General features: G+C 60.7%; 4 protein-coding genes (1 of these 4 only partly in view). All 4 read left to right on the forward strand.

The window, feature by feature from the left end:
- A protein-coding gene (locus tag ACT9T4_RS21435) for an Ig-like domain-containing protein (protein WP_499118840.1) crosses the window boundary here: on the forward strand, nt 1–21,848 show its 3' portion. 20,878 nt of this gene lie to the left of the window's left edge; 21,848 of the gene's 42,726 nt are visible here — the last part of the coding sequence; the start codon falls outside the window, past its left edge; it ends in the stop codon at nt 21,846–21,848.
- A 91-nt stretch (nt 21,849–21,939) separates the two neighbouring features.
- On the forward strand, nt 21,940–22,821 hold the full coding sequence (locus ACT9T4_RS21440) for a peptidylprolyl isomerase (protein WP_499118841.1): 882 nt from the start codon (nt 21,940–21,942) through the stop codon (nt 22,819–22,821).
- The gene (locus ACT9T4_RS21445) at nt 22,748–23,674 is read left to right on the forward strand and encodes a peptidylprolyl isomerase (protein ID WP_499118843.1); all 927 of its coding nucleotides are present in this window, start codon (nt 22,748–22,750) and stop codon (nt 23,672–23,674) included. Before ACT9T4_RS21440 ends, ACT9T4_RS21445 begins: the two co-directional genes overlap by 74 nt.
- A 72-nt stretch (nt 23,675–23,746) precedes the next feature.
- Nucleotides 23,747–26,769: thrombospondin type 3 repeat-containing protein (locus ACT9T4_RS21450; RefSeq protein ID WP_499118845.1), on the forward strand; the 3,023-nt coding region annotated here is incomplete at its 3' end.

Genomic DNA, 26,769 nt, shown 5'->3' on the forward strand with positions numbered 1-26,769 from the left:
GTTTTGCTTTCATCAGCGACGACGCGCCGCAACCCGAACTGGACAGCATCTCGCCGCGGCAGGCCAGTTGGCGTGGCGGTAGCGAAATCACCCTGCGCGGTCATGATTTCGGCGTCGATGCCATCATCGAAGTGGGCAGCCAGCGGGTTCCCGCCAGCGACATCGTCTACCGCGATGACAGCCAGATTCGCTTCCGCCTGCCAGGTTTGGTGAGTAACCCGGATAGCAACCGTCCTGTTGGTGTGCGCGTGCAGCAGGGCAATCAAGAGCTGTTCCGTGCCGCCGCAATCACCTATGTGGCCGATCCGCGCATCGACCAGGCGGGGCTGTATGACCGACTGAGCGGTACGCTGGCTGCGCAGAGCAAGCGTTTCATCTTCAATGCCGGCGAACTCATCGGCCTGCAAGGCCGTGGTTTCGGTGAAGCCACCGTGGTTCGGGTAAACGGCCGGCAAATTGCCGATGTGCGTCTGGAACGCGCCGACCTGCTGAGCTTTAGCGTGCCTCAAGACCACCTCGGCCCGCTGTTGGTGGAAGTCAGCAACCTTGGTTTCGTCGGCGACCTTGCCAGCGATGCCAGTCTGCGCATCGAACTGCCGGTGAAGAGGCAGCTCGACGGTGTCAGTCTCTACCAGCGTGTCGGCGACTTGCTGCTGAGTGCCAGTGGTCGTGATGTCCAGCTATCCAGCCTGCGCGATGGCAGTACCCCGCAACTGCTGGCCAAGTGGCAAGCCAGCGGTAACCTGCGCGATATCGCTATGAGCGACAGCTATGTGGCATTGCTCACCGATACAGCCCAGGTACAGGTGTTCGACCTGAGCAACCTGTACGCTCCACAAGCGTTGCCAGCGTTGGCCAATACCCGGCAGATCGCCTTCCAGAATGTGCGTCTGGCCGGTGATGTGCTGCTACTCAAAGCCGGCGCCCGCGTCTTCCAAGGGCAGGTGCAAGGACCGGAGCTGCGCGAACTCGCTGTGGCTGACTCGGTTGGTCTGGTGGATATCGCGCTGGATAACCGTGCTGCCTACCTGTTGTTTGGCGATCGACTGGAAGTCCGCAACGCCCGTGAGGGTAACCAGTTGCTGGGTAGTCATGCCCACGGCCTGAACGGTGCCAAGCGCCTGTGGCTGGATGGCAGCCGCGTCTATCTGCAAGGCAGCGATAGTCTGCAAGTGATGCAACGCGCCGCCTTGCTGCGCGGCCGTGGCGAGCCGGTGCTGGGTGAGTTCGATCTGCCAGGGCGCGTTACTCAACTGACCGCCCAGGGCGAACTGCTGGCTTGGCTGGATGCTGGCCGCCTGCAAGTGTTCGATCTCGATCTGGATGGTCAGCGCATGCTCCGCGCCCGTGAAGTGGCCAGCTTGGCCGTGGGCAGCGCCGAAGTCGGCAGCCTGACCCAGTTGGAGCTGCACGGCGATCTGCTGGAGTGGCGCAACGGTACCAGTTACCTGAATGCCACGATCCCGATGAACAACACCTGGGCGCTCAACCCTGACGCCCTGGCCGCGGCCGATGAGCCGGTAGGTCTGCGTTTTACCGGTGCCGATTACGCCTGGCGAGAAGCGCAACTGAGCGTGACAGGCCTGGGCGGCGAGGCCCTGGCCACCAGTACCCAGCTGCTGGGGCGCGAGCTGCGTGCCATCAGCCAGCAGGCGCAATTCCAGCCGGCTGGCCTATATCGTCTGCAGGTCAGCCAGGCACCACTGGATTGGCTCAACGGTGCTGAGGTCCATTTCGACCTGCCATGGCTGGTGGATGCCGTGGACTTCTTCGGTGCTGAGCTCATGCGTCTGGACGCCCTGCAACCGAACCGCAGCGTCACTGGCGTTGCACGCACCTATGTGCTGCGTGGCCGTCAACTGAACCTGATCGATGAGTTGCAGATCGGCGAGCGTGTGCTCGGCCGTGAGCAACTGCAGGTCAATGCCGCTGGCGACCAATTGAGTTTCAGCCTGCAAATGGATCAAGCCGGTTTGTATAGCGTGAGCGTGCGCTACGGCCTGCAGCGTGCAGTGTTGCCAACGGCGCTGTCGGTGGTCACCCCCTTGAGCATCGACTCGGTGGTATCGGCTCATGCACAGGGGCAGGTGATCAGTGATGCCGGTGGCACGCCTGTCACCATTCAGGCTCAGGGCCTGTCCGAAGGTTTGAGCCTGCATTGGTTCCCGGCCGGCCAGGGCATTTTGCCGAGCGCCAGTAACAAGGTGACATTCACGCTGGGCGACGGCGTGATCACCTTCGTCACTCCGCGTAGCCAGCCCGGCTGGCAGTATCAGGTGGCGCTGTTGCGTGAGGCCAGCGGTGAACGTGTGGACAGCGTGGCAAGCCAATGGCTGGCCGCCGTCGATGACACCTTGCCAAACGTACGTTTGATCAGTGCCCTGGGCGCCTCGCAGCCGCTGGTGCTGGAAGCCGACGAGCCGCTAAGCGTGCAGAGCGCCAGCGTGGTCAAGGTCTTCAAGGACTACGACACCCACGCCCAGCCAAGCGAAGACGTCACCAACCGCTTTGCCGCTGTGATCACTCAGGGCAACCGCCTGGAACTGCGCCTGCGTGCCGATGCCGTGCTGGAAGCCAACGCCCTCTATCAAGTGACCCTGGCCGGTGTACGTGACGCTGCCAATAACGTCGCCCGCGACAACGGTGTGACCCTGGCCGGCACTTACACCGGCAGCTACCAGGCCGAAGACCGTCTTGCGCCGCGTCAGGATTCCCTGCAAGTGTTGCTGCAAGGCCAGCCGCTGAACGCCGCCACCCAACTGAAGCTGGGCAGCCGTTATACACTGCAAGTCAGCGCGGTAGATAACGTGCAGGCCAGTGACAAGCTGGGCTTCGCCTACCGTGTCTCCGCCGATGGTGGTCAGACCTGGAAAACCGACTGGATCAGCATCCAGAAAGGCAGCTTCGACCTCGACATTCAAGGCCAGTATCAGGGCTTCAGCCTGCTGCTGCGCGCCAGTGATGGCCGCAACACCAGCGAGCGTCGTTTCGATGCTCAGGTCAGTGCACCCGACCTCAACCTTGGCCAGTTCAGCACCCTGCCAGCGCCGGTCGAAGAAAGCACTCCGGCCGATCTGCGCTTCCAGATCCTGGGTGATCTGGAACTGGTCAAATCCACCGAGATTCGTGTGCTGGATGGCCGTTACAGTGCTGCCGCTTTTGACCGCAGCAGCGGCCTGGTTTCTCTGAACTACCTGCATCCGCGGCTGAAGGATCTGCCCGGTGCAACGCAAGGCCGGGCGCCGTTGACCGCTGAGTTGCGCGTTGGCTTCGGGCTTTCCGGCCAGGAAAGCTACCGCTACTTCCAGGTCGGCTATGACCTGCTGTCCGACCGCACGCCGCCGCAACTGTCGATCATCGCGCCGCTGGATGGCGAGTTCGTGCCACGCGGAGAAATCACTGAAGTGATCCTGCGCAGCTACGACCGTTACGGTATCGATCACGTCGAGGCCTGTATCAACAGCCAGGCTGCCGATACCTTCAGCGACGCGGCCAACTGCCAGCGTCTGAGTGACCCGAACCGCCTGCGGGTGCCCGTCGCCGCAGACGCTAGCCAACCGTTGCGCATCGTTGCCCGCGCCGTCGACCTCAACGGTCTGGCAAGTGCACCGGCCAGCGTCACTCTGCAGCCTTACGATAGCCAGGCCGGTGCGCCTGAGCTGAGTTTCCTGATGCCTGCCGATGGCCAGCATGTGCAGGCCGGCGAAACCCTGCCGGTGCGTGTGCGCCTGCGCAAACTGGAGCAGGCCAGCCTGTATCTGGATATCGCGGGTGACCCACAGAACGCTGGCAACCCGGCGCCGCGCAGCATCGCTCGCACTGCTGATGGCGATGAGGTGATCGAGCTCGCCGTCACCATGCCGCAGGTGGCTGCCGATGGTGTCCTGGTGTTGCGCCTGCAAGCCAGCTGGCAAGGGCAGACCCTGCGCAGCCAGCGCATCCTCAACCTGCATGCCGATACTGGTATCAGCGAAGACATCGGCCTGGATCTGCAGCCGCCAAGTACGTTGCTGTCCGGTTCGCAGTTGTGGCTGCAAGTGCCGCCACCGGCCAGTATGGTGGACTTCAACGGCACCTCGATGCTGAACTTGTTCGACCCGAGCGACGCGGCCAGTCCAGCGGTATTGCCGTTCAGTGCGACCCGCCAGGTGTGGAACAGCCGTGTGCAAGGCAGCGCCCTGCACCTGGACGCCCTGCTGCGTGATCGTTCTGGCCACGAGAAGACCACCAGGCGTAGCTTGGAAAAGCTCGCTTACCTGCAAGCGGAAAGCCGCCGCGAGGATATCGATACCGGCTATCGCGCCAGTTTCCTGAGTGCGCTGCCAGGTCATGCCGAGGGGGCTGCATGGGCCGAGAACCAGCAGCGCGATGGTTACCGAGTCAGGACCCTCGAGGGCGTACTGGAAAGCCGTGACAGCGGCCAGGTTCGCCAACTGAGCTACACCGGCTCGCTGCTCGCTGCACAGGTTCGCCGCGACGGCCAGGATTACCTGCGCGTCTGGCGTTGGCATGGCGATACCTGGCAGAACGCCATGGAGCAACCGATTGCCGGCAGCCTGCTGGGTGGCAGCGGCGACTTGCTGTTCGTACGCCATGGCCAGCAGATCGGTGGTTACGCCGTCGGCAGTACCGGTTTCGCCGATCTGATCGGGGTGAGCCTGGGCGACGAGATCCGTCAGGTGCAGGTCGATGGCCAACGCTTGGTAGTGCTGACCGATAAAGGTCTGGATTGGCTGCAACTGAACGACGGCAGTCTGCCGCAGCTGGTACGCAGCGGGCGTGTAGAACTGGCTGAGCGCCTTGGTTTCGCTTTGCAGGGTCAGCGCCTGCTGAGCTGGACCGCCACGGCGGTCAGCAGCCAGTCAATCATTGCCAGCGAGAGCGGTCTGAGCCTGGGCACTGCGGATGCGCTGCCGGTGGGTGGCAAGGTTGGCCAGGCTGTATTCGACGGTGAGCTGAGCTGGCTGAAGGTCAGTGAAGACCTGTACGGCGATAGCTGGCAGGCCTGGCGTGGCAACGAGCGCGTCGGTGCGCTGGGCAGCGAGCGCGAAGCCATGGCTTTCGTCGCTGGTCAACTGATCTCCCTGCAAGTGCGTGATGGCGCCCAGCAGTTGGTAGTGGAGCCTCTGGCTGTCGCCGCGCCGGCTCGCGATGCATTCACAGCACAAGGCGTACGCCTGCCATTCGGTGTACTGGTCGGCGGCTTGTCAGCTTCGGCCGAGGCCGCATTGGGTAGTGCCGATATCAGTTTCCGTAACGAGCAGGGCCAGATTCTGGCCGCGCAGCCATACTTTTACCAAGGTGAGCTGGACGACTATCTGGGTGAGTCGTTTGCCCAGGGCCGAGCCTGGTTGGTGGCCAGTGAGTCGGGCAATCTGACCGTACAACTGAGCGACCACGCCGGCAGCCAGCAGCTCAGCCTCGTAGTGCCTGCAGGCACCCAACAAGCCGCGCACCTCAGCCCGGATGACGGCTCGCTGCTGAGCGCAGGCGCACGCCTGCCACTGGCCAGCCAGTTCGCTGCCGGCAGCGATGGCAGTGTCTCGATCCTCAGTGCCAATGGCGAGCCTCAGCGTGCCGTCAACGGCCTGCGCAGCAGTTTCCATTGGTTGACCTTGCCAGGTAGCGATAGCGCCAGCCTGCAATGGCAGGATGCCGCTGGCAGCCGTGCTCTAAGCCTGTTGACCAAAGCCAATCAGCCAGGTGCTGCACTGACCCTGAGCGGCGCTGGCAACAACCAGATCTTTGCCGAAGGCAGTGACCTCAGCCTCAGCTATCAGGTGGGCGAAGTGCCTGCCTGGGTCGAGTTGCAACTGCTGAGCTTCAACGGTCAACCGCTGCAACGTCTGTTGATTGCCGGCGACAAGGGGCAGTTCAGCCTGCGCCTGCCGCAAGTCAGCGTGCAGGAAAGCTTCACCCTGCGTGCTCGCGCCTACTTCGCTGGCGATTTCCATTACAGCGAGCAGCAGCTGAATCTGCGCGTGGCTCCTTCTCAGCAATTGCCTCAGCCGACCCTCAGCGGCCTGCCGAGCGTGCTGTATGCCGGTAGCCAGGTCGAGCTGCGCCTCAATGGCGTGGATGCCGCGCGTTACCGTTTGAGCCTGGAAGCCCTGAATGGCAGCGATCAGTTGCTGGCCAGTGGCAGCGACAGTCTCAGCGTGCGCCTGCCAGCCGGCTTGAAAGAGCTGCGTGTGCGGGCACTGATCGATGACGAGCTGGGTAACCGTCAGGAGCAGCGCTGGAGTGCTCCTGTGGTGGATGCCTGGCACCTGCAAAGCAATACCGTGCGCGTGCCGTTCGATGTCCTGCTGCCGCAGGTGGGCGGACAGTGGCTGGCCCGCGGCGCCGAGCTGCACGATGGCAGTGGTCTGCGCCAGCGCCTGGGTGGCGAGATCGCTGCCATGGACTACCTGCAGCAATACCTGCTGCTGAGCATCAAAGGCTTCGGCCTGACCCTGCTCGACCCCAATGACAATCTGCAAACCGCAGGCAATGTGGCCGTCGCTGCGCCGCTGCAACACCTGGCCGTGCAGGGTGAACGCATTCTCGCCGCCAGCTCGCGGGACCTGTTCTGGTTCGATGCCCTGGGCAACCAGCTCAAAGCCAGTGGTAGCCAGACTCTGGATGGCGAAGTGCGTGCTCTGCTGGCTGATGGCGACGGTTTCCTGGCCCTGACCAGTGGGCAACTCCTGCGCCTGTCCGCCAGCGGCCAGACGCAGGCGACGTTCACGGGTGAGGGGCTGCTCAGTGTAGTGCGTGCTGGTGACTACTTGCAGGTCCTCGATAATACCGGCCGCCTGTGGCGTCTGGACGCGAGTCTCAAAGGCACTTCGACGCAATTGAGCCTGGGTGCCAAGCGCCTGTTCGCCTTGCCGGGCCAGGTGCTGGCCGTGGCGCCGCAACGCATTCAACTGATCGACACCGCTACCCAGCAGCGCGTAGGCAACTGGTCGCTGGCAGCTGCCTCGGTGGACGCCGCGCAGTGGGCTGGCGGCAAATTGTGGCTGGGTGGTACCGAAGGCCAGGTGCTGGCTCCGGTGCGTGGTGCCGATGGCTACGTCAGCCTGTACGAAAGCCGTACTGCTGTCGTACCAACCCGCGGCAATGTGGAAAGCCTGGCGTTGCGTGACGGCCAACTGATGGTCGCTGCCGACAACTTCGGCATTCAGGTGCTGCGTCAGGACGGCAGCGGCACCTGGCAATCGAACCTGTACCCGGAAACCGCCTTTACCCAGGCGGCCAGCCGAGTTGCCGTCAGTGGCAGCACCTGGTTCGTGCTGCAAGACCAGCAGCAACAGGTCAAGGCGCTGGACCGCAGCACCCTGGCTGCCCGCACCGTATTCAGCAACGTGGCAGCCAGTGACCTGGCCGTTAGTAGCGATCACCTGATCGTCGCCGCCGGTGGCAGCCTGCAATTGGCTGCCCTGAGCGACCTGAACAGCAAACGCAGTCTGGTCATCACCACCCAGGAAAATCTGCGACAACTGTCGGCCCGTGGCCAGCAGGTGGCGGTATTGAGCGAAAGCGGTCGAGTATTCCTGGTCGACTTGCGCAACGATGCTGAATCCCCGATCCGTGAACTCAGTGGGCAACTGGGCGGCGAAGTGCGCCAACTGGCGTTGACCGGCGACTACCTGTTCTATCTGCTGGGCGATAGTGCCTGGCGCTATGACCTGCGTAGCGGCCAGCGCAGCCAACTGCTGACCGGCACCAGCATTAACCAGCTATACCTGGGCGGCAACCTGCTGTGGCTGGAACAACCTCAGTTGCAAGGCGTGCGTCTGGATGCGGTGGAACCGGGCAGCGGCCTGGTGGTTGCCGACAGCAAATTGCTGCTGGCCCAGCGCAGCACCGCCCTGAGCGTGGAAAACAATCGCCTGGCCGTAGGCCTGGGTACCCAGGGCGTACAAGTGTTCCAGCTGCCGTATGGTCTGGGTGCAGCCGATGCAGCTCTGCTGACGCCACTGGCTGCCAGCCGAATTATCCCGGCGCAATCCTTGCCGTTGGGCCTGAGCACCGACGCCCTGCGTGGTATGTCGCTGAGTATCAATGGCCAGCCAGTTGGCAACCTCAAACAGGCACTGAAGCAGACCGCTCTGCGTCTGCCGTCCAGCCTGCCGGGTGGCCAGAACATCACCTTGAGCCTGCGCAGCGAAGACGTATTTGGCGTGGTGCGCGAATCGGTCGCCCGTGACCTGTTCCTGATGCCGGGCGAAGGCGTGGCCAACCCGTTCACGGTCGGCCTGACCGCCGACGAGCACACCTGGCTGCCTCTACCATTGGCCGCCAGTGCACAGATATCCGGCAGTCAGCAGCCCCTGGCACAAGTGGAATTCCTGCTCGCAGCCGACCCTGCAGGGCCGTGGCAGCGCGTGGCCGTGCGCAAGGCCGAGCCATTCCAGGCCAGCCTGGCTCTGGATACCCGCTTTACCGGCCAGTACTTGAAAGCCCGTGCCGTGGACGTATTCGGCAATAGCGCCGAGTCTGCCGCCAAGCGCTTCTACCGCCACCAGGACACCAAGGCCCCGACCGTCAGTCTCAGCTATGAAGGCGCCGCCGTGTTCCTGGATAGCAAGAAGGCAGTGCGTGGCTACCCGATCACCATCAAGGCACAAATGGCCGACACCGATGGTGCCCTGGACAAAGCCACCCTGACCCGCAATGGCCAGGTGGTTGCCGTGGCCTTTGGCAAGAATCTGCTGACGTATCAGGACGCCGCCACCACCCTGGGCGAGCAGGTCTATAGCATCGAGGTGCGTGATCAGGCTGGTAATACCAGCAGTGCCGAGCTGCGCGTCACGGTGATTGACGATGCGTTCCCTGAAGTCACCGATCTGCTGCTGCCAGCGCAGGTCATCGAACGCAGCACCTTCAGCGTGCAGCTGTCGGCCAGGGATGATGTCGGCATCAAGGCCGTGGATCTGGTGTGGAATGGCTTTACCGACCATTACGATGTCAGCGGAATGGCAATCAACGGCCGGACCTTCTCCGTTCAGGACAAACGCACCGAGCGTGTGGCCAGCAGCCTCAGCCAGCCTTTCAAAGTGCTGCTTACCGACAGTCGTGGCCAGGTCAGTGAAGCTGCGCCGCAAAATCTGCGGGTAGTCCGTGACCAGGCGCCGAATGCCCAGGCCCTGCAGGTTACCCTGCCAAGCCGTGGCGTGTACGGTGGTCTGGCACGCCTGAACCTCGATAACCTGAATGCCGTCGACGACACTGGCAGCCTCAATGTGCGTGTCCTGCAGCGCATCGGTGATGTTCGCCAGGAGCTGTTCAGCTGCCAGCGTGGCAACAATGACTACTTCCGTTGCGCCAACGGCAACCACTGGAACAGCTACGCTCGTGACTTGCGCATGCCGGATAGCGTGCTGCCAAACGACCAGTTCCGCATTCAGGTCGAATTGACCGACCGCATCGGCCAGCAGGTACTCAGCCAGGATTACAGCGTGGCTCTGACCCAGTCACCGAACCAGATTCGCTTCCAGAACCTGCAAGGTAGCGACAACCCGGCGTCCGTGGCCGTGCAGGGACGTCCGCTGTACCGCGTACAAGTGCTCGACGCCGCTGCGCGCAGCGTGCCGGATCAGCCGGTGCAGTGGCGCTTGCGCCGCCTCAGCGACGGCTATGTCGAAACTCTCGGCACCAGCACCACGGACGCCAGTGGCTATGCTGGCTGGACCCTGAACGCTGATCGCATTACCGGTGATTACCAACTGTGGGCCGATTTACCGCAGTTCAGCCAGATTGCACGCGCCGAGAAGAGCCTGAGCGTGCAGACCGGGCCGACACGTCACCTGCTGCTGGGCTACTTGCCTGCGATGGCCGCAGGCAGCACCGCAACCCTGACGATCCAGGCCCAGGACCTGGTGTTGAACAACGTGGCCAACGACCAAGCCAGCGTACTGCAACTGACCCTGCCGACCAGCGAATTCCATGTGACACCAGGCACCGGCATCCAGATCGGCAGTACCACGGCCAACGGTCAGACCGTCGAACAGGTGCGCGTCACTCTCAAGGACGGTCGAGCCCAGTTGAACCTGCAAGCTGGCCAGACCGTCGGCCAGTTCAGCCTGCCGGTAAGCAGCAGTGGTAACCCGATCCGTTATACCTATAACAGTGCCGGTGCCATCACCAACGTCTCCGCGGTTACCTTGGATGTACTGCCGGCCGCCGCCAGCCACCTGCGCCTGCTCAACGACCAGGGCCGCACCCAGGCTGCGGGCGATGTACTGGCCCGTGGGGTCAAACAGGATGTGCGCCTGCAAGTGATGCTGCAGGACCGCTTCGGCAACCGTATCAGTCAGCTCGACGGTCAGCCAGCCAACCTTGGCGTGCAGGCCAGTGTCAGTGGTTCCGCGGCCATCAATGGTCAGGTTGGCGGCGCGACGATCGAACTGGTGCAGGGGCAGGCGTGGCTGGCCATCAGCGACGAGACCTTCGAAGAAGTCATCGTCAGCCTGGCCGGTCCGGTAGCGGCGCTGCCGCAGCTGAATCTGGCCAGCCAGTTCCGCATCAACTTCACCCTGCAACCGCCGGAAATCATCCGTAGCGTGATCGAGGCCCGCGACGGCACCACCTTGCGTGCCTACTTCGACTACGACGAGCCGGTGCATCTGGACAGCGGTAGCGCCATCAAACTGCTGGAAGGTACCGGTGTGCGCAACGGTACCGCGACCCTCAGCAATGACGGTCGCACCCTGAGCTTCAGCGCTCAGCCGGTGCTGCAACTGGGCCGTTGCTACAGTTTCGACACCAGCGACTCCGGCCTGCGTGGCGTGGCCCGCAATGATGAAGTGCGCGAGCAGGGCGGCGAGCTATGCGCTCCACACGCACTGTTCAATGCAGTCGGCCCGGTGAAGCTGCTGGCTGGCCAGAGCTATCAGGTACCGATGGTGCTGGCTGACAACCTCGGTTGGTGGAACATCAACAATGGCCGTGCTGAGCTGAATGGTCAGAGCCAGGGCTTCAATTGGTACTACGGCCCGACCCGTACCCTGAGCGTGCCGGCCTTCTTCACCCAGGCTAATAACACGGTAGCCGACGGCGCCCTGCTGCCGCTGACCCTGAGCGGCACCCTGCCGGGTACACCTGCCACGCCAGTCATCGTGGGCAATGCCCTGAGCCTGCAAGTATTCGACCCGCTGGGCGACTTCGACGGCGACGGGCTAAACAACAAGCTGGAACTGGAAACCGTCGGCCTCGACCCGACCCTGCGCGACACCAATGGCAACGGCATCGAAGACGGCGCGGAAGACTTCGACGGCGATAGCTTGACCAATCTCGAAGAGCAGGCCGCCGGTACCAAACTGCGGGTAGCCGACACCGATGGTGACGGTCTGAATGATGGCGCTGAAGTGCGTACTCACCACACCGACCCGCTGAACCCGGACACCGATGGCGATGGCCTGACCGATGGTCAGGAGGTCAGCAATATCCCGGCCTCTTCGCCACTGAAGAAAGACACCGACGGCGACGGCATTCCAGACAAGCTGGAACTGGATATGGGCCTGAACCCAAGCGACGCAGGCGACGGTAATGGTGACAAGGATAACGACGGCTTGAGTAACGCCCGTGAGGCGCTGCTGGGCACTCTGATCAACAACCCGGACACCGACGGCGACACCCTCAAAGACGGCGTGGAAGTCGACCAACTGCACACCGACCCGCTGAAAGCTGACACCGACGGCGACGGTCTGCGCGACGACGAAGACAAGGAGCCGTTGGTCAAAGACACCCAAGCGCCGACCGTAACGCTGGTCAACCCGGCGCCGGGCAAACAGCTGATCAAAGGCCTCAACCTGGTGATCACCCCGGATGCGCAGGACAACGGCCGAGTAACCAGAGTCTCCGTGCGTCTCAACGGTGCCCAGATTGCGCTGCTGACCAGCAAGCCGTTCACATACGCCATGGCTTTACCTAACGATGCAGACAGCCTGCGCCTGGAACTGATCGCTACCGATACCAATAACAACCAGGGCAGCAGCGGCGAGCATACCTTCGCACTGGTGACCGACCCGCTGACCACCGTTATCGGCCGCGTAGTCGACAGTGGTAACCAGCCAGTCGCCAATGCCCAGGTGGAAACCCTCGGCATCACCGGCGTTAGCGCTCAAGACGGCAGCTTCGTGCTCACCGGTGTACCGGTTGCGCCGGGCCATGTGCAGGTGATCGCCAACGGCATCCTCGGCAGCCAGGGTGTGACTGCAACTTCGGCGGACGTTGAACCGGTATGGGGCGGCACCACCGATGTGGGCGCCATTACCCTGGTGTCGCCGAAGGTGCGGGTGGGGTATCTGAGCAACGCCTTGTTGGAACAGATCATTCGGGCCGCAGGCTATGAACCCGTATTGATCAGCAACCTCGCCACGTTCGACCTGACTCAGATCGATATGCTGTTCATTGATCAGCATTTCGCCAGCTACTCAGCGTCGATCGCCGCTAGTAAGGTGTTCCCGTTCGTGCAGAATGGCGGCACGCTGATCTACAACTCCCACAACGACAATACGTCTATAGGCTCCCTGCTGCCTGGCAAACCGCTGCTCAGTGCGGCGGTGTCGGCGAGCAATGGGTTGCTGTACCCAGCTCAGCGTACTGATGGTATCGCCGAGGGCAAGGCAGGTTCCTGGTGGGCCAAGCGCAACCTCAGCGAGCATATGCATGCCCGTGTCGCGCTGACGTCCATTGCTCCGGGTGTGGTGCCGTTAACACTTGCAGGCCCGCGCGCCGAGCAGACCGCGACGTCGTTCCGCTATGTCTATGGCCAAGGCCATGTCTATTACAGCTATGCCTCGCTATATAGCGCCGAAGCCAATCTGGTCAACATCTACTTGCCGAACATGCTGGTGTATATGCATGAGCTATCGCTCAAAGACAGCGATAACGATGGTCTGAAAGACATCTATGAATATGCCAATGGCACCAGCGCCTTTGTTGCCGACCGTGATGGCGATGGCCTGCTTGATGGTTTTGAAGTGAAGTACGGCTTCAATCCGCTAGTGGCGGGCGAGCAAAACCTGGACAGCGACGGCGACGGCCTGAGCAACCTGCGTGAGCAGGAGTTGGGTACCCATCCGCGCGCCGCTGACAGTGACGAGGATGGCCTGACCGACGGCGCCGAAGTGGATCAGCACAACAGCGATCCGCTTAATGACGACACCGATTTCGACCGTGTGCTGGATGCTGCCGAAATCAGTAATGGCGCCAATCCACGAAAAGCTGACAGTGACGATGACGGCATAACTGATTACGACGAGATCAATAGCTACAGCACCCGCCCGGATCTGGCGGATACCGATGGTGACGGTCTGTCCGACTTTATCGAGTTGAAGGGGCCCTACGCCGACATCCTCAACCCGCGCCGCGCCCAGGATGCCGACCAGGACTACGACGGCGACGGCTTGAGCAACAAACAGGAACTGCTGGAGACCCTCACCAATCCGAAGGTGGCGGACACCGACGGTGATGGCTTATCCGATGGTGCCGAAGTGAAGGCTGGCCTGAACCCGCTCGACCCAGATATGGACAAGGACGGCCTGCTTGATAGCGAAGACAGCGCGCCAACCGAGCAGGACATCCAGGCACCGAGCGTGATCTTGGTATCGCCTGCAGCCGGCGGTAGCCTGGCTCACGGCCAGCAACTACGCCTGCGTGCCGATGCCAGTGACGATGGCCGTGTCGCCAGCGTGACCTTCTATGTCAACGGCGTGGCCGTGGCGACCTATGATCGCGCACCCTACCAACATGTGATCCGTGTGCCAGCCGTAGGTGCGCAGCTCGATGTCGAGGCCAGTGCCCGCGATACCAACGGCAACGAAAGCCGCAGCGGAGTGCGCCGTCTGAAACTGATGGACGACGCCGGCACTCAGGTCGTCGGCCGAGTGCTGGATGGCAATGGCCGCGCCGTGGATGGCGCCCAGGTGACTCTGGTCGACGGCTACGAGGCCGAGCGCATCAAGCCGGTCTCCTACACCTTGGACCAGAGCACGAGTTGCGGTACTTACTGCTATGGCGACGACACTGGACGGCAGTTGATCGATGGGCAATTTGGGACGGCGAGTATCGCGACTGACCTGGGTATGGGCAGGGCTTACGAATGGCTGGGCTGGACTGCTCGGACCATGAATATCGATTTTGACTTCGGGCAGATAACACATGTCAGCACCGTCAAAGTTGGGTCGACTCAGGACAATCTGAGCAACGTGGTCCTGCCTTCGTTTGATGTCCTGCAGAAAGTGGGCGATGAATGGGTCGTTGTCGGCGCCCTCAACACGCCGCCGAGTAATACCAATAATCGTGAGCCGGAGTCAGAGTCTCTTGCGCCACATGTTCAGCTGACGCTGGCCGACGTGAACATTAGGAGCCGTTATGTACGCCTCAGCTTCCGAGCCAATGGCCCATGGTCTTTCGTGGATGAGGTGAGTTTCAGCAACGGCACCGGTCCGATGCCTTCTTCTGCCACCGTCACCAGCGACAGCCAGGGCCGCTTCACTCTTTCCGCGTCCACACTGGCGCTAGAACCGCGGGTCAAGGCTGAGGCTCGCTTTGGCAACCAGTTGGTCTCGGCTACCAGCGAGGTCTTCGAGCTGGCCCGTGGTGGCAATTCGAATATCGGTGAGCTGGTGCTGGCCGCCCACGGCCGTACCGCGCACGAGCCGATCGAAGAGCGTCATGTGGCTGCTGCTGAAGAAAGCACCTCGTACAACCGCGTGGTGAACAACAACGTTCGTTGGGACTTCAACCGCTACGGCAGCATCAGCAACGGCACCTCCGCCTCCAGCTGGACCTTCGACGGTGCCCAGTACCTAGTGGTCAATGGTACGAACTACAACAGCGACACCTATCGCACCCGCCTGGATGGAAGGGAGCTGATTTACCCGGCCAAGCAGCTCGGCAACGTACTGGTCAGCCGCAAGGCCTACGTGCCGGCTGACCAGAACTATGCTCGCTTCATCAACGTGCTGGAAAACCCCAGCGACCAGCCTATGACCGTACCCTTCTACGTTTACGGCAACTTCCGCGCGAGCCGCACGGTGGTACTAACCTCGTCCGGCGATTCCGCCTTTGACCCGGAAGACAGCTACCTACTGACCGACGACACGGCGCCGGAAAGTGGTTTGTACGCCGCCGGCGTGGCATTCGGCAGTGCGGATGCGCCACTACGCCCGGCTTCAACCCAGTTCAACGGTAACGAGTATCGCGCCAACTACCGAGTCACTCTCGCACCGCGCAGCCGGCAGGTGTTGGTGCAGTACCTAGTACAGGACTCAAGTCGCGAGCGTGCGCTCAACACCTTGGAGCAACTGGCCAGCCGCGATGTGCAGGAGCCGAATCTGACGCTCGAAGAGCAACATGGCATCGTCAACTGGATCACCCTGGTGGACAGCGATGGAGATGGCCTGCCAGATGCCCGCGAATACTTGTTAGGCCTCGACCCACTGAGCGCCGACAGCGATGGTGATGGCCTGCACGATGGCTTTGAGCAGCGCTACGGTTTCGATGCTAAACAAGCTAACGGAGAGGCTGCCGAAGACACGGATGGCGATGGTTTGAACAACCTGCAAGAGCAGGAAGCCGGCAGCAACCCGCGTGTGGGCGACACAGATGGCGATAGCCTGAGCGATGGTGACGAAGTGCTGACTTGGCACTCCAGCCCGCTGACCCGGGACACCGATCTGGACCGCGTGCTCGACCCGGATGAAATCAACCATGGCACTAACCCGGCGCTGGTTGACAGCGATGGCGACGGCATTGACGACTACGCCGAGATCTACACCTATGGTACCGATCCGCTGAAGACCGACAGCGACGACGACGGCATGTCCGACAAGTTCGAGATCGACAACAACCTATTGAGCGTCCCGGCCACCGACGACACCGACAACGATGGCCTGACCAACCTGGAAGAGTTCCTGGCTGGCACCAACCCGCGCAACGCCGACACCGATAACGACGAGCTGCTCGATGGCTGGGAGGTCAAAGGCGTACCGGCGAGTGATCCGAAGGTGGTGGACAGCGATGCCGGTGGCCGTCAGGACATCAACGAACGCTTTGTTGATGGAACCAACCCGAACCTGGCTGGCGACGACAAGCCAACCGTGTCGCAGTACTGGTCGGCCACCGACGAGAACAACCGTAGCTTCACGTTTGCCGAGAACGCCGACGGCTGGTCTAGCACCGGTGGCGCCATCAATAGCAACCGCGCGTTCCAGCTATATGTGAACGGTGGCCGCTACGACTACCGCTACAACCGCGCCAGCACCTCGGCCAGCGGTCGTGAGTACCACTACGAAGCTCGTCGCATCAATAGCCTAGTGGTCAGCCGCCGCGTGCTGGTGCCGAGCGCCGGCGGTGCCTATGTGCGTTACCTGGAAGTGCTGGACAATCCTACTGACCAGGAACAAGTGGCCACCGTGCGCCTGCAGTCCTACTACGGCGCGGCTAACAATAGCCAGGTGGCGGTCGTCACTAGCAGCGGTGATACCCAGTTGACCACCGCCGACGACTTTCTGGCCCTGCGCGATACCGCGGTTGCAACCCGTCCGGTGCTGCTACATGTGTTTGCTGGCAACGGCAACCGTGGCCAGGGCATAAGCTACGCCAACCAGAGTGGCCGCCTGTGGCAAACCGACTATCAGATCCGCATCCCGGCCGGCGAGCGCCGCGTGATCATGCACTTCGCCACTTTGGAGGGCTCCAGCGATGCGGCCGTGGCCACCGCCGCCAAGCTGCGAGGCCTAAAAGGACTGGGCCTGGACAATATCGACGCCAGCCTGGCAGGCAAAGTGGTGAACTTCTTCGCCTTTTATGACCAAGATGAAGACGGTCTGAGCGATGCCGACGAAATCCGCCTGGGTACTGATCCCGCTAATCCTGATACCGATGGTGACGGTGTGCTGGATGTCCAGGATAGCGAGCCATTGGTAGCCGACATCACTGCACCTAGCGTTAGTTTCGCAGCGCTACCACCTAAGCGTCTGTATGCTGGTCAGGCACTTGAAGTCACTACGTTTATTAGTGACAACGGACTAATCCGTAAGGTGGAGCTATTCCAGGACGGCACTCTACTTGAAACCCGCAACAGTGGTGGCGAGCAGCGTTTCAATGTGATCCTGCCGGATGCGGCTCAAAGCAATCTGGTGCTACGTGCTACTGACAGCAATGGAAACAGTGCAGAGGCGAAGCTGGAGATCGCTATCCAGGAGACACCTAGCATCCGATTCAGTGGTCGCGTGGTCGATATGTTGAGCAAGCCATTGCCTGGCGTATCGGTTAGCGCTGAAGGCATCAGCGTTGTCACCGATAGCAGTGGTCGTTTCAGCCTGAGCCTGTTGACGGTGAACCGTGAAATCAATGTATCTGCCAGCGGGCTGTTCGGTGCACAGCCGATGCGCGCCACTAAAGTGCTGGTCGTCGAGTCCTTGGAAGACAGCGTCGACCTCAGCGACATCGGTGATCTTCGTCTTGAGGCTATTGGTCGGCGGGGCGACAAGCCGATCGCTGAGGCTGACTTGGCTTATGAAGGTACTGAATGGAATAGCCATCCGCAGCTGCGAAACCAGCAGTGGTGGACTATCTACGCCGCCGATGGGCGTATCGATTCTGCTTCAGGAAGCACGTTGCAGCAGGCAAATATATTGACTGTCAATAACAGTCAATATTGGTCAGAGTCCGGTGGTTATAAGTTCCGCTTGAATGGACAGGAACTGACCCTGGCACCTCAACGCGGCAATCTTGTAGTCCACCGCAAAGTGTATGCCCCCGCTGACGGTACTTATGTTCGATACCTTGACATTATCGAGAATCCTTCCAATGAGCCGGTATCGGCATCCTGGCGAATAGACGGTTACCTCACCTATAACCAGACTCGTGGTCTAGTGAACGATATGTTCGAGGATGGTTATGTGCTGATCGACGACGCTATCGATGGCAGCGACAGCGTATCAGCCCTAGGTCTGCTGTTCGGCATTCCTAATGATAATGGTGGGCAGCAGTCTTATCTGCCATATGTCGGCTATAACAACTATCAAATGAATTCGACGATTTCTATCCCTGCAGGCGGGCGCAAGGTGCTCATGCACTATGTAGTGCTCAACCAGAGCCGTAGTGAAGTACGCCGTGTTCTAGAGCAGCTGAAGGATCCGCGCTTCGTCGAATCGGGCATGACAGTAGAGGAACTGCGAGACTTGGCTAACTGGCCGACTCTTATCGACTCCGATAACGACGGTATGCCAGATGCCGACGAAATCCCTCTAGGTCTCGACCATCAGAACCCAGATGTGGACGGTGATGGTATTCCTGATGGCCAGGATGACGAACCTAGCTTGGCCGATACCCAGCCACCTGTGATTGTTACCAATCTGCCTAATAGCCCCTTCTACCTGGGTGACGAGCTGCAGCTCAAACCGCGCGTTACTGATAACGGTCTGATCCGCTCCGTCGAGCTGTGGCAGCGCGATCAATTACTCGACAGCTCGTCCATCGGTGGCGACCTGAACTTCGCTATTACCATGAGTGAACTGGGTGATCTTGGTCTGCGTCTGGTCGCTAGCGATGTCAGTGGTAACCGCAGCGAGCTTATGCTGGACGTAGTCGTCGAGGAGCCGCCGCCTACAGTACTCACGGGCCGTGTGGTCAATGTGCTGGGGCGTCCGGTGGCTGGTGTGGTTGTGTCGCTGCTTGGCGAGCAAGGCGAACACTGTGGTGGTGAAGGTTGCGCAGAAGAACCTGTTGCGGCAAGGCTTGCCCAAGCGAACAGCGAGCCTGCATTCACTCAGCTCACCGACGCCGATGGTCGTTTCCGTTTCGACGCCCTAGCGCGCCGCGAGAAAGCTGATTGGCTTATCGACCTGCAACACCGAGTTCTCGATGTGCAATTGAGCCTGCAGCACGCCGTCGAACTGGATCGTGACGGTGAGAACGATATTGGAGAACTGCAACTGGTCATGGATGACAGCGAAGTGCCTCAGCCACTGGAAAATGAGCTCGGGCACCACGTTGATACCAATTACGTGCAGTTCATGCTTCCGTCTGGCTTTGCTTTCCCCTCTTCAAAAGTTGAGGTCTGGCCTTATGAGCAGCGACTACTTATCGGCTCTGTAGAGATGATGCCCCTTGGCAGTCGTTTCGAGAGTGGTGATATGTATCTCAAGGAGAGCGCCGATAGCGTCATCTTGACTTGGATGGGATGGCGCAGCCCGTATGCGGCTCAGGACGCGGGCACTATGACGATTCAAGTAGTCTTGCATCGTGACGGGCGTATCGAAGAGCGGTTCTACGACGTTCTGGAGGGCGACTGGTACTCGCGTTACAACTACTTCTATACGTCGACTAATAGCGTTTCTTTCGCAATGGATATCAGGCGTCTTCATGGTTATCTCGTACGCAGTGGTACGGGGGTTGAGCATAACGTAGGAACGTCTGACAACCATCTGCAGGGCAGGGTAATCAGTTACGTGCCGGATGAGAATAATGGCTACAAGATCGAGCTGGGTTATCTACCGCGCCGTGCTGACGGCGACCAAGACGGGCTTTCCGACGCTAATGAACTGCTTTTGGGCACCGACCCGGATGCTCGCGACACCGATGGTGACGGCTTGTGGGACGGCTTCGAGTTGTACAGTGGTTTCGATCCACTTGTTGCCGAGCCAGGTATAGCAACGGCCGATCCGGATGGTGATGGGCTGAGTAATCTTGAAGAGCAGCAGGCAGGCTCCGATCCGCATTCAGTTGATAGTGATGGCGATGGCCTGAGTGACTATGACGAATTCCATCAATACGGCACTGACCCTATGGCTGCTGATAGCGATGGTGATGGTCTGAACGATGCCGATGAGATAGCGCGCGGTACAGATCCCAAGAAAGCGGACAGTGATGACGATGGTCTGCCTGATGGTGCCGAGGCTCAGAACGGTAGCAATCCACTGGAAGCTGACAGTGATGATGATCAACTGCCTGACCTGTTCGAGTACCGCTATGGCGATCTCGTTCCAGATGAAGATAACGACAGCGATGGTTTGAGCAATCTAGAGGAGTCTCTTGCAGGTACCGATCCCTTAAACCGTGATAGTGATCGTGATGGTCTATCCGATATTTACGAGTTGCGTGTGAGTAAGACCTCGCCGTACAAGGCTGATAGCGACGGTGCTGGGCGCAATGATGGCGATGAGCTATTTGTAGATGGCAGCGACCCATTGAAGGCAGGAGATGACCTGCGTGACATTCGCCAGGGCGATCAGTATCTGCTGACTGAGTCCGGAGTCAGCTATCGCGTGAGCAATAGTGGCCGGATCGAGATTGTTGATCGTGACGGCTGGCAACAGATTAACCAGGGGCTATTCCAGTTCAATAGCCATTCTATCGATTATGGTTACTTTGTTCGCAGTCCTGAAGGCGCCCTGCGGACGCCGTTGCATAGTGCTGGTGATGGTCTAGCCATCAGTCGTGAGTTCTATGTGCCCGAAGATGGGCGCGGTTTTCTGCGGGTATTGGATCGATTCGTAAACATGACCGATAAACCCATGGTGGTAGAGCCGCGCTATGCCACCAGTCAGTCGTATAATCACCAGCAATCGACCCAATTGAGTACGTCGTCGGGTGATACGCAGCTAGGTACCGAGGACAGCTCTCTAGTTTGGACTCTGAAGAGTGGCGAGCTGGATGCACGCATGATTACGGTATTTGCCGATTCAGCGGGGCGTTCGATCCTCGATGCCACAAGCATGCGTCTTTATGATGGGATCCGTGAGGCCGGTATTGGTTACCGGCTGGTGATTCCGGCGGGTGAGGCGCGCAGTGTGATGCAGTTCGCCGCGCTGGAGCATGGGCAAAGCCGCTTCAAGGATACCGAGGCGGTATTGACCAGCCTGGGCGAAGAGGCCCTGCACGGCATCAGCAAGATTGAGCGCTCGCGTCTGGCCAACTTCAGCGCCTGCGAGGATACCGATCTCGACCTGCTATGCGACAGCCGTGAAGTGGTACTGGGTACCAGTACGAGCAACCCGGACAGTGATGGTGACGGGTTCCCTGATGAGCTTGAAGTTCGCCTGGGCACCAATCCGCTGTCCAGCGACGATCTGCCAGACTTCGAACTGTATGCCCTGCGTAATCTCGATGGCCGCAGCACGCTGTATCGCCAGCAAGGTCTGACTGGCACGCCACAGCGACTTTCCACATTGGCTAATCCAGTGACAGCATTCGACTTCGACGCCCAAGGCCAGTTATGGACCAGCCATCAGCGTCTTAACCCCTCTAATGGGCTGTCGCAGGCTCTGATTGAGCGAGTCGATATCCTCAGCGGTGACGTGCTCGAGTCTGCCGACAATCAGCAAGAGTTCGAGAATGTGATGGATATGAGTATTCAGGGCAACAAGGTCTGGGTGAGCGCGAATACTACCGATGGCGGTTATTACGAGACGCCTTATGCAGTGATCGGCTCCAGCCGTCATACGGATCAACAGTCTAGAACTGATATGCCGGTGCTTGATGCATGCGGCTCTGGCATTGCCACCCTGGGTAGCCAGCCATTGTTCGTTCATGACTGCCAGTTGCAGCGTATGGACTCCAAGGGCACGGTTCACACACTGGCGCAGTTGCACTTCAGCGACGACTTTGGCAACGCGCCGCGGATTCTCTCTCTCGAGCGGCAGCCCTGGGGCCTGGGTCTGCTGGCAGTGGTCGAGGATGAGCACCAGGGCGCCACCCGGGTCAGCCTGGCCTATGTGGACAGTGCCACGGGCTCCGTAAACCGCCTGACAGATTTGCCGGCGGGTACGCGTGCTATCGCTACCAAATGGCCAGGGCAGCATGAGCATCCACCCATCGTCGATCCTTATGGTGGGCCGCAAAGTTAAAAAAGTGTGAGCCATTACCGGTGCGCAATGGCTAAATGCTATATATAGCCCGCCATAGCCCTTCTACTCCCCAAGGACAGGAACAATCAGGATGAATATGCTGCACAGACTGGGCGTGCTCGCCGTGCTGGTCGCCATCGCTGGCTGCGACTCGAACTCCGACTCCATCGCCGAAGTGAACGGCCAGCCCGTTACTCAGGCTCAGTTCGACGCCTACCTCAAATTTAAGCGCGTGCCGACGCAAAACCCTGAGCTGGTGAACCGTGAGCTGGATGATTATCTGGAGCGCGAAGGCCTGGCCGGGCAGATCGAAGAGCAGAAGCTGCTTCCCGCTGAACAGGTGGAGGCCGAGGTCGCGGAGTTCCGCAAGCAGATGCTGATCGGCCGCTACTTCGAAGAGTTCCTGCGCGAGCGCGTCACCGACGAGGCGGTGCGTAACTATTATGCGACCAACCCCGACCAGTTCCAGGCCAAGAAGATCCACGTTGCCCATATTCTGGTGCGGGCCAACCCGGGGCTGAGTGAAACCGAGCGTCAGGCCTTGCTGACCAAGGCCAGTGCCATCTACACCAAGGCTAACGCTCAGGAAGACTTCACCGCCCTGGCCAAGGAGTACTCGGAGGACCAGTTGTCCGCCCAGCACGGTGGCGACCTGGGTTGGCTGCAGGAAGGTGCGATCGACCCGGCATTCAGCACCCGCATCTTCGCCATGAAGGCTGGCGAGCTGTCCGAGCCCATCGTCACGCCATTCGGTTTCCATATCGTCAAAGTGCTGGAAGGCCCGCAGGTGATCAAGCAGCCGCTCGAAAGCGTGGCCGGTGATATTCGCTACCGTTTGCGCCAGGAAGCCAAGGCGGCCGAACTGGAGCGTCTGAAGGCGGCGGCGAAGATCGAGAAGAATGATCAGCCTGAAGCAGCCAAGGCCGACGTCGACAACGCCGAAAAGCCGGGTGAAAACCGTGCAGCCAGTTAAGTGGGCTGGCGCCGCGCTGGCGCTTGCGGTGCTGCTGGCGGGTTGCAAGGACGACAGCAAGCAGGCCTTGAACGAGGTGCCGGTAGAGCCTTCGGCCACGCTGGTTACGGTGGATAAAACGCCGATTACCCGAGCTCAGCTTGAGTTGACCATCGAGCGCACCCTTGGCGAGTCGGCACCGCTGTTCGCCAACGAGGAAGTGGAGCGCAAGATTCTCGAAAGCCTGGTGAGCAGCCGGGCCATGGCGCTGCTTGCCGAGCGTGAGCTCGATGCCAGCGAGCGTGAGCAACTGGATCTCAAGGCTCAGGCCTACCGTGAAGAGTTGCTGGTGCGCCACTACCTGGAGGCTCACGCCAACCCCGAGCCGGTAACCGCTGAACAGGTGGCCGATTACTACAACCGCCATCAGGATGAGTTCGGCGGTGGTGTGGAAAAGAGCTTCGAGATCATCGCCAGCGACCAGGAACTGGAGCCGGCACAACGCACCGAGCTGATCACCCTGCTCAGCGGTCCGCAGGTGCAAGGCAAGGATTGGCAAAAACTGGTAGCCGACTGGCGCCAGGCCGGCAAGCCGCTGCAGTACCGGCAGAGCCGCCTGAAGGTGGAGTTGCTGGAGCAACCGCTGCGCAGCCTGGTGGAGCCCACGGCCGCCGGCAGCGTGGCCCCGCTGTACGTCGACGGCCAATTGATGCTGGTGCGGGTCACCGCCGAGCAGCAATTACCAGCCAAGCCGCTGGCAGAAGTGAGCGGCACGATTCGTGAAAAGCTGGCACCCCAGGCGCTCAAACAGGTGGTCAAGAACCTGAGCAGCGAGGCGTTGAAAGCAGTGCAAGTGCAGTACAGCTCGCGCTAGACGAGCGTAAGACCAGGGCCGCGCATTCAGCCGGCAACAATCAGGGACGACGGCAGGGCTGGGGCGAACATTATGGGGATGCTGGGGGGCAAGCGCGCGGGTGACCGGCTGCTTATAGGGCTGCTGTGCCTGATTGCGGGCGCTGCACAGGCGGCCGAGTCCTGCCGGGCGGTGTTCAGCTCCGGCCTGCAAACCCATGGTAGCGGCGGTATTACCTTCCAGTGGGCCAGTCAATTGGCTGACAGCCCCAGCCCTGCACTTGCCACCCTGCGCGTACAGAATGCTTTCGGCTCGCCCAGTTGCGGCGGCCAGAACTGCAGCGCCAGTGGCGTGGCTGCTGCCGATCTGGGCAGCCTCAAACTACCCGTCATCAGTGGCCAGCACGACCTGCGTCTGGGCTATCTGGGCAATGGCGAAGCCGGTGGCAACGAAATCAATCGCTACCGTGCCATCGAACTGGAAAGCGCCGCCACCCTGAGCTTCAATCCGCGGCATCAAGCCTATTACATCGAGCGCCTGACCCTCGGCTATGGCGCCAGGGTTACCCTCGCACCGGGCCGTTACTGGATCGGTCGGCTGGATATGGCCAGCAACAGCCAACTGCGCGTTGCCAGCGGCACCGCCACGGTCATGGTAGGCAGTGCCTTGAGCCTGCCGTACCAGGCAAGCATCAATGCGGTGGACAACGGCAGTGGCCGTCCTGAAGGGCTGCAACTGTTCGTTCGCGGCAACCTTTCCCAAGAATCGGCCAGCATCATCAACGCCCTGGTGTATGTCGAGGGAGTCTACAGTTCGGCTTTCGCCGCACGCTTGACCGGCGCCGTCAATGCTCGCAGCGCCGAGGTTGGCAGCGCCGCCCGGGTGGAAACCCGCATGGCGGCGATCAACAGCGCCAGTTGGAATAAACAGTGCCAGGAGCGCGGTGATCTGGACGGTGATGGCATCCTCGACCTGTTCGATGACGACACCGATGGCGATGGCTACGACGACGAGCGCGAGCGCGTTGCCGGCAGCAATCCGCTAGATGCCAAGAGCATCCCGGCGGTGGCTCCGCCAGCCCAGCAGCCAAACCTCTGCGTAGCTGCCTTCGCCAGGGGCTTGCAAACCCACGGCAGCTCCGGCCGCATCAACTTCGCTCTGAACGCACAGTTGCGTGATGCCCCCTCTGCGTACCTGGGCACCAGCCGCGTGGACAACAGCTTCGCTTCCAACCTGCGCAGTTGCGGTACTCAGGACTGCCAGGCCAGCTTTACTCCGGCGCCGGTTCCCGCCTTGCCGGCGTTTCGCACCACCAGCAATTCGTTCAGGCAGGATGTCGGCTTTGCCAGCAACCTGACACTGGATGGGAGCCGCAAGGAGTGGCAGCGCCTCAACGTCAGTGGCTTGGCCAAGGCGCGCTTCAATGTGGCTGGCGAATACCTGCTCAAGGAAGTGGAACTGGGATATCGCGCTACCCTCGAGCTGGCCCCAGGTGATTACTGGATCGACCGCCTGACCCTAGGCAGCGAGTCGAAAATCGTTCCGATCGGCGCCGGAACCGTGCGTCTGCACGTTCTGAAAAACCTCGAATTACCGTGGCAGGCGATGATGAACGCCACAGCCTACGAGCAGCCAGGTGATGCCTCGCGCCTCCTGGTGCTGGCCGAGGGGAACGTCGTACTCGGCTCCAACGCCACCCTGGCCGGTTTCGTCTACGCCAAGGGCAGCATTACCCAGCAATATGCCTCGCGTCTCTACGGCGGCGCCGTGGGTAGCAATATCTCGCTCGATACGCTGGCACGTGCTACCCACAGCGCGGCGCAGCTGGGCAAGGTCGACTTCGGCCTGCTCTGTGATCGGGATGGCGATGGTGTCGGCGACAATACCGACCCGGATCGCGACGGCGACGGGATTTCCAACGATTACGAAGAGCAGGTCGGCACCGATCCCGACGACCCGAAGAGCGTGCCGCCGGATATGGACAAGGACGGCATACCCGATGCACTGGACAGCGACCGCGATGGTGATGGTGTAGCCAATGATCTGGACGCCTTCCCGGATAATCCAAGCGAGTGGAAGGACCTGGACAAAGATGGGATAGGCGATAACGCCGATCCTGACCGCGATGGCGACGGGATTTCCAACGACTACGAGCTTCAGCTGGGCACGTTGCCGGATGACGCGAGCAGTGTGCCGCCGGATGTGGACAACGATGGTATTCCGGACAGCCTGGATGGCGACATTGATAACGATAAGGTACCCAACGAGGCAGATGCCTTTCCCTACGACCCGACTGAGTCGAAAGACCTGGACAAAGACGGTATAGGCGATAACGCCGATCCTGACCGCGATGGCGACGGTATTTCCAACGACTACGAGCTTCAGCTGGGCACGCTGCCGGATGACGCGAGCAGCGTGCCGCCGGATATGGACGACGATGGTATTCCGGATAGCCTGGATGGCGACATTGATAACGATAAGGTGCCCAACGAGGCAGATGCCTTTCCCTACGATCCGACTGAGTCGAAAGACCTGGACAAAGACGGTATAGGCGATAACGCCGATCCTGACCGCGATGGCGACGGTATTTCCAACGACTACGAGTTTCAGCTGGGCACGTTGCCGGATGACGCGAGCAGCGTGCCGCCGGATGTGGACAACGATGGTATTCCGGACAGCCTAGATGGCGACATTGATAACGATAAGGTGCCCAACGAGGCAGATGCCTTTCCCTACGATCCGACTGAGTCGAAAGACCTGGACAAAGACGGTATAGGCGATAACGCCGATCCTGACCGCGATGGCGATGGTATATCCAACGACTACGAGCTTCAGCTGGGCACGTTGCCGGATGACGCGAGCAGCGTGCCGCCGGATATGGACGACGATGGTATTCCGGATAGCCTGGATGATGATCGTGACGGCGACAATGTGCCCAACGAGGCAGATGCCTTTCCCTACGATCCGACTGAGTCGAAAGACCTGGACAAAGACGGTATAGGCGATAACGCCGATCCTGACCGCGATGGCGATGGTATATCCAACGACTACGAGCTTCAGCTGGGCACGTTGCCGGATGACGCGAGCAGCGTGCCGCCGGATATGGACGACGATGG

It is taken from the genome of Pseudomonas sp. SZ40, from assembly GCF_052958135.1.

Bases quoted from the DNA above. Each gene is read 5' to 3' on its own strand.
- ACT9T4_RS21440 (WP_499118841.1), top strand. From the start codon at position 21,940: ATGAATATGCTGCACAGACTGGGCGTGCTCGCCGTGCTGGTCGCCATC.
- ACT9T4_RS21445 (WP_499118843.1), top strand. From the start codon at position 22,748: ATGATCAGCCTGAAGCAGCCAAGGCCGACGTCGACAACGCCGAAAAGC.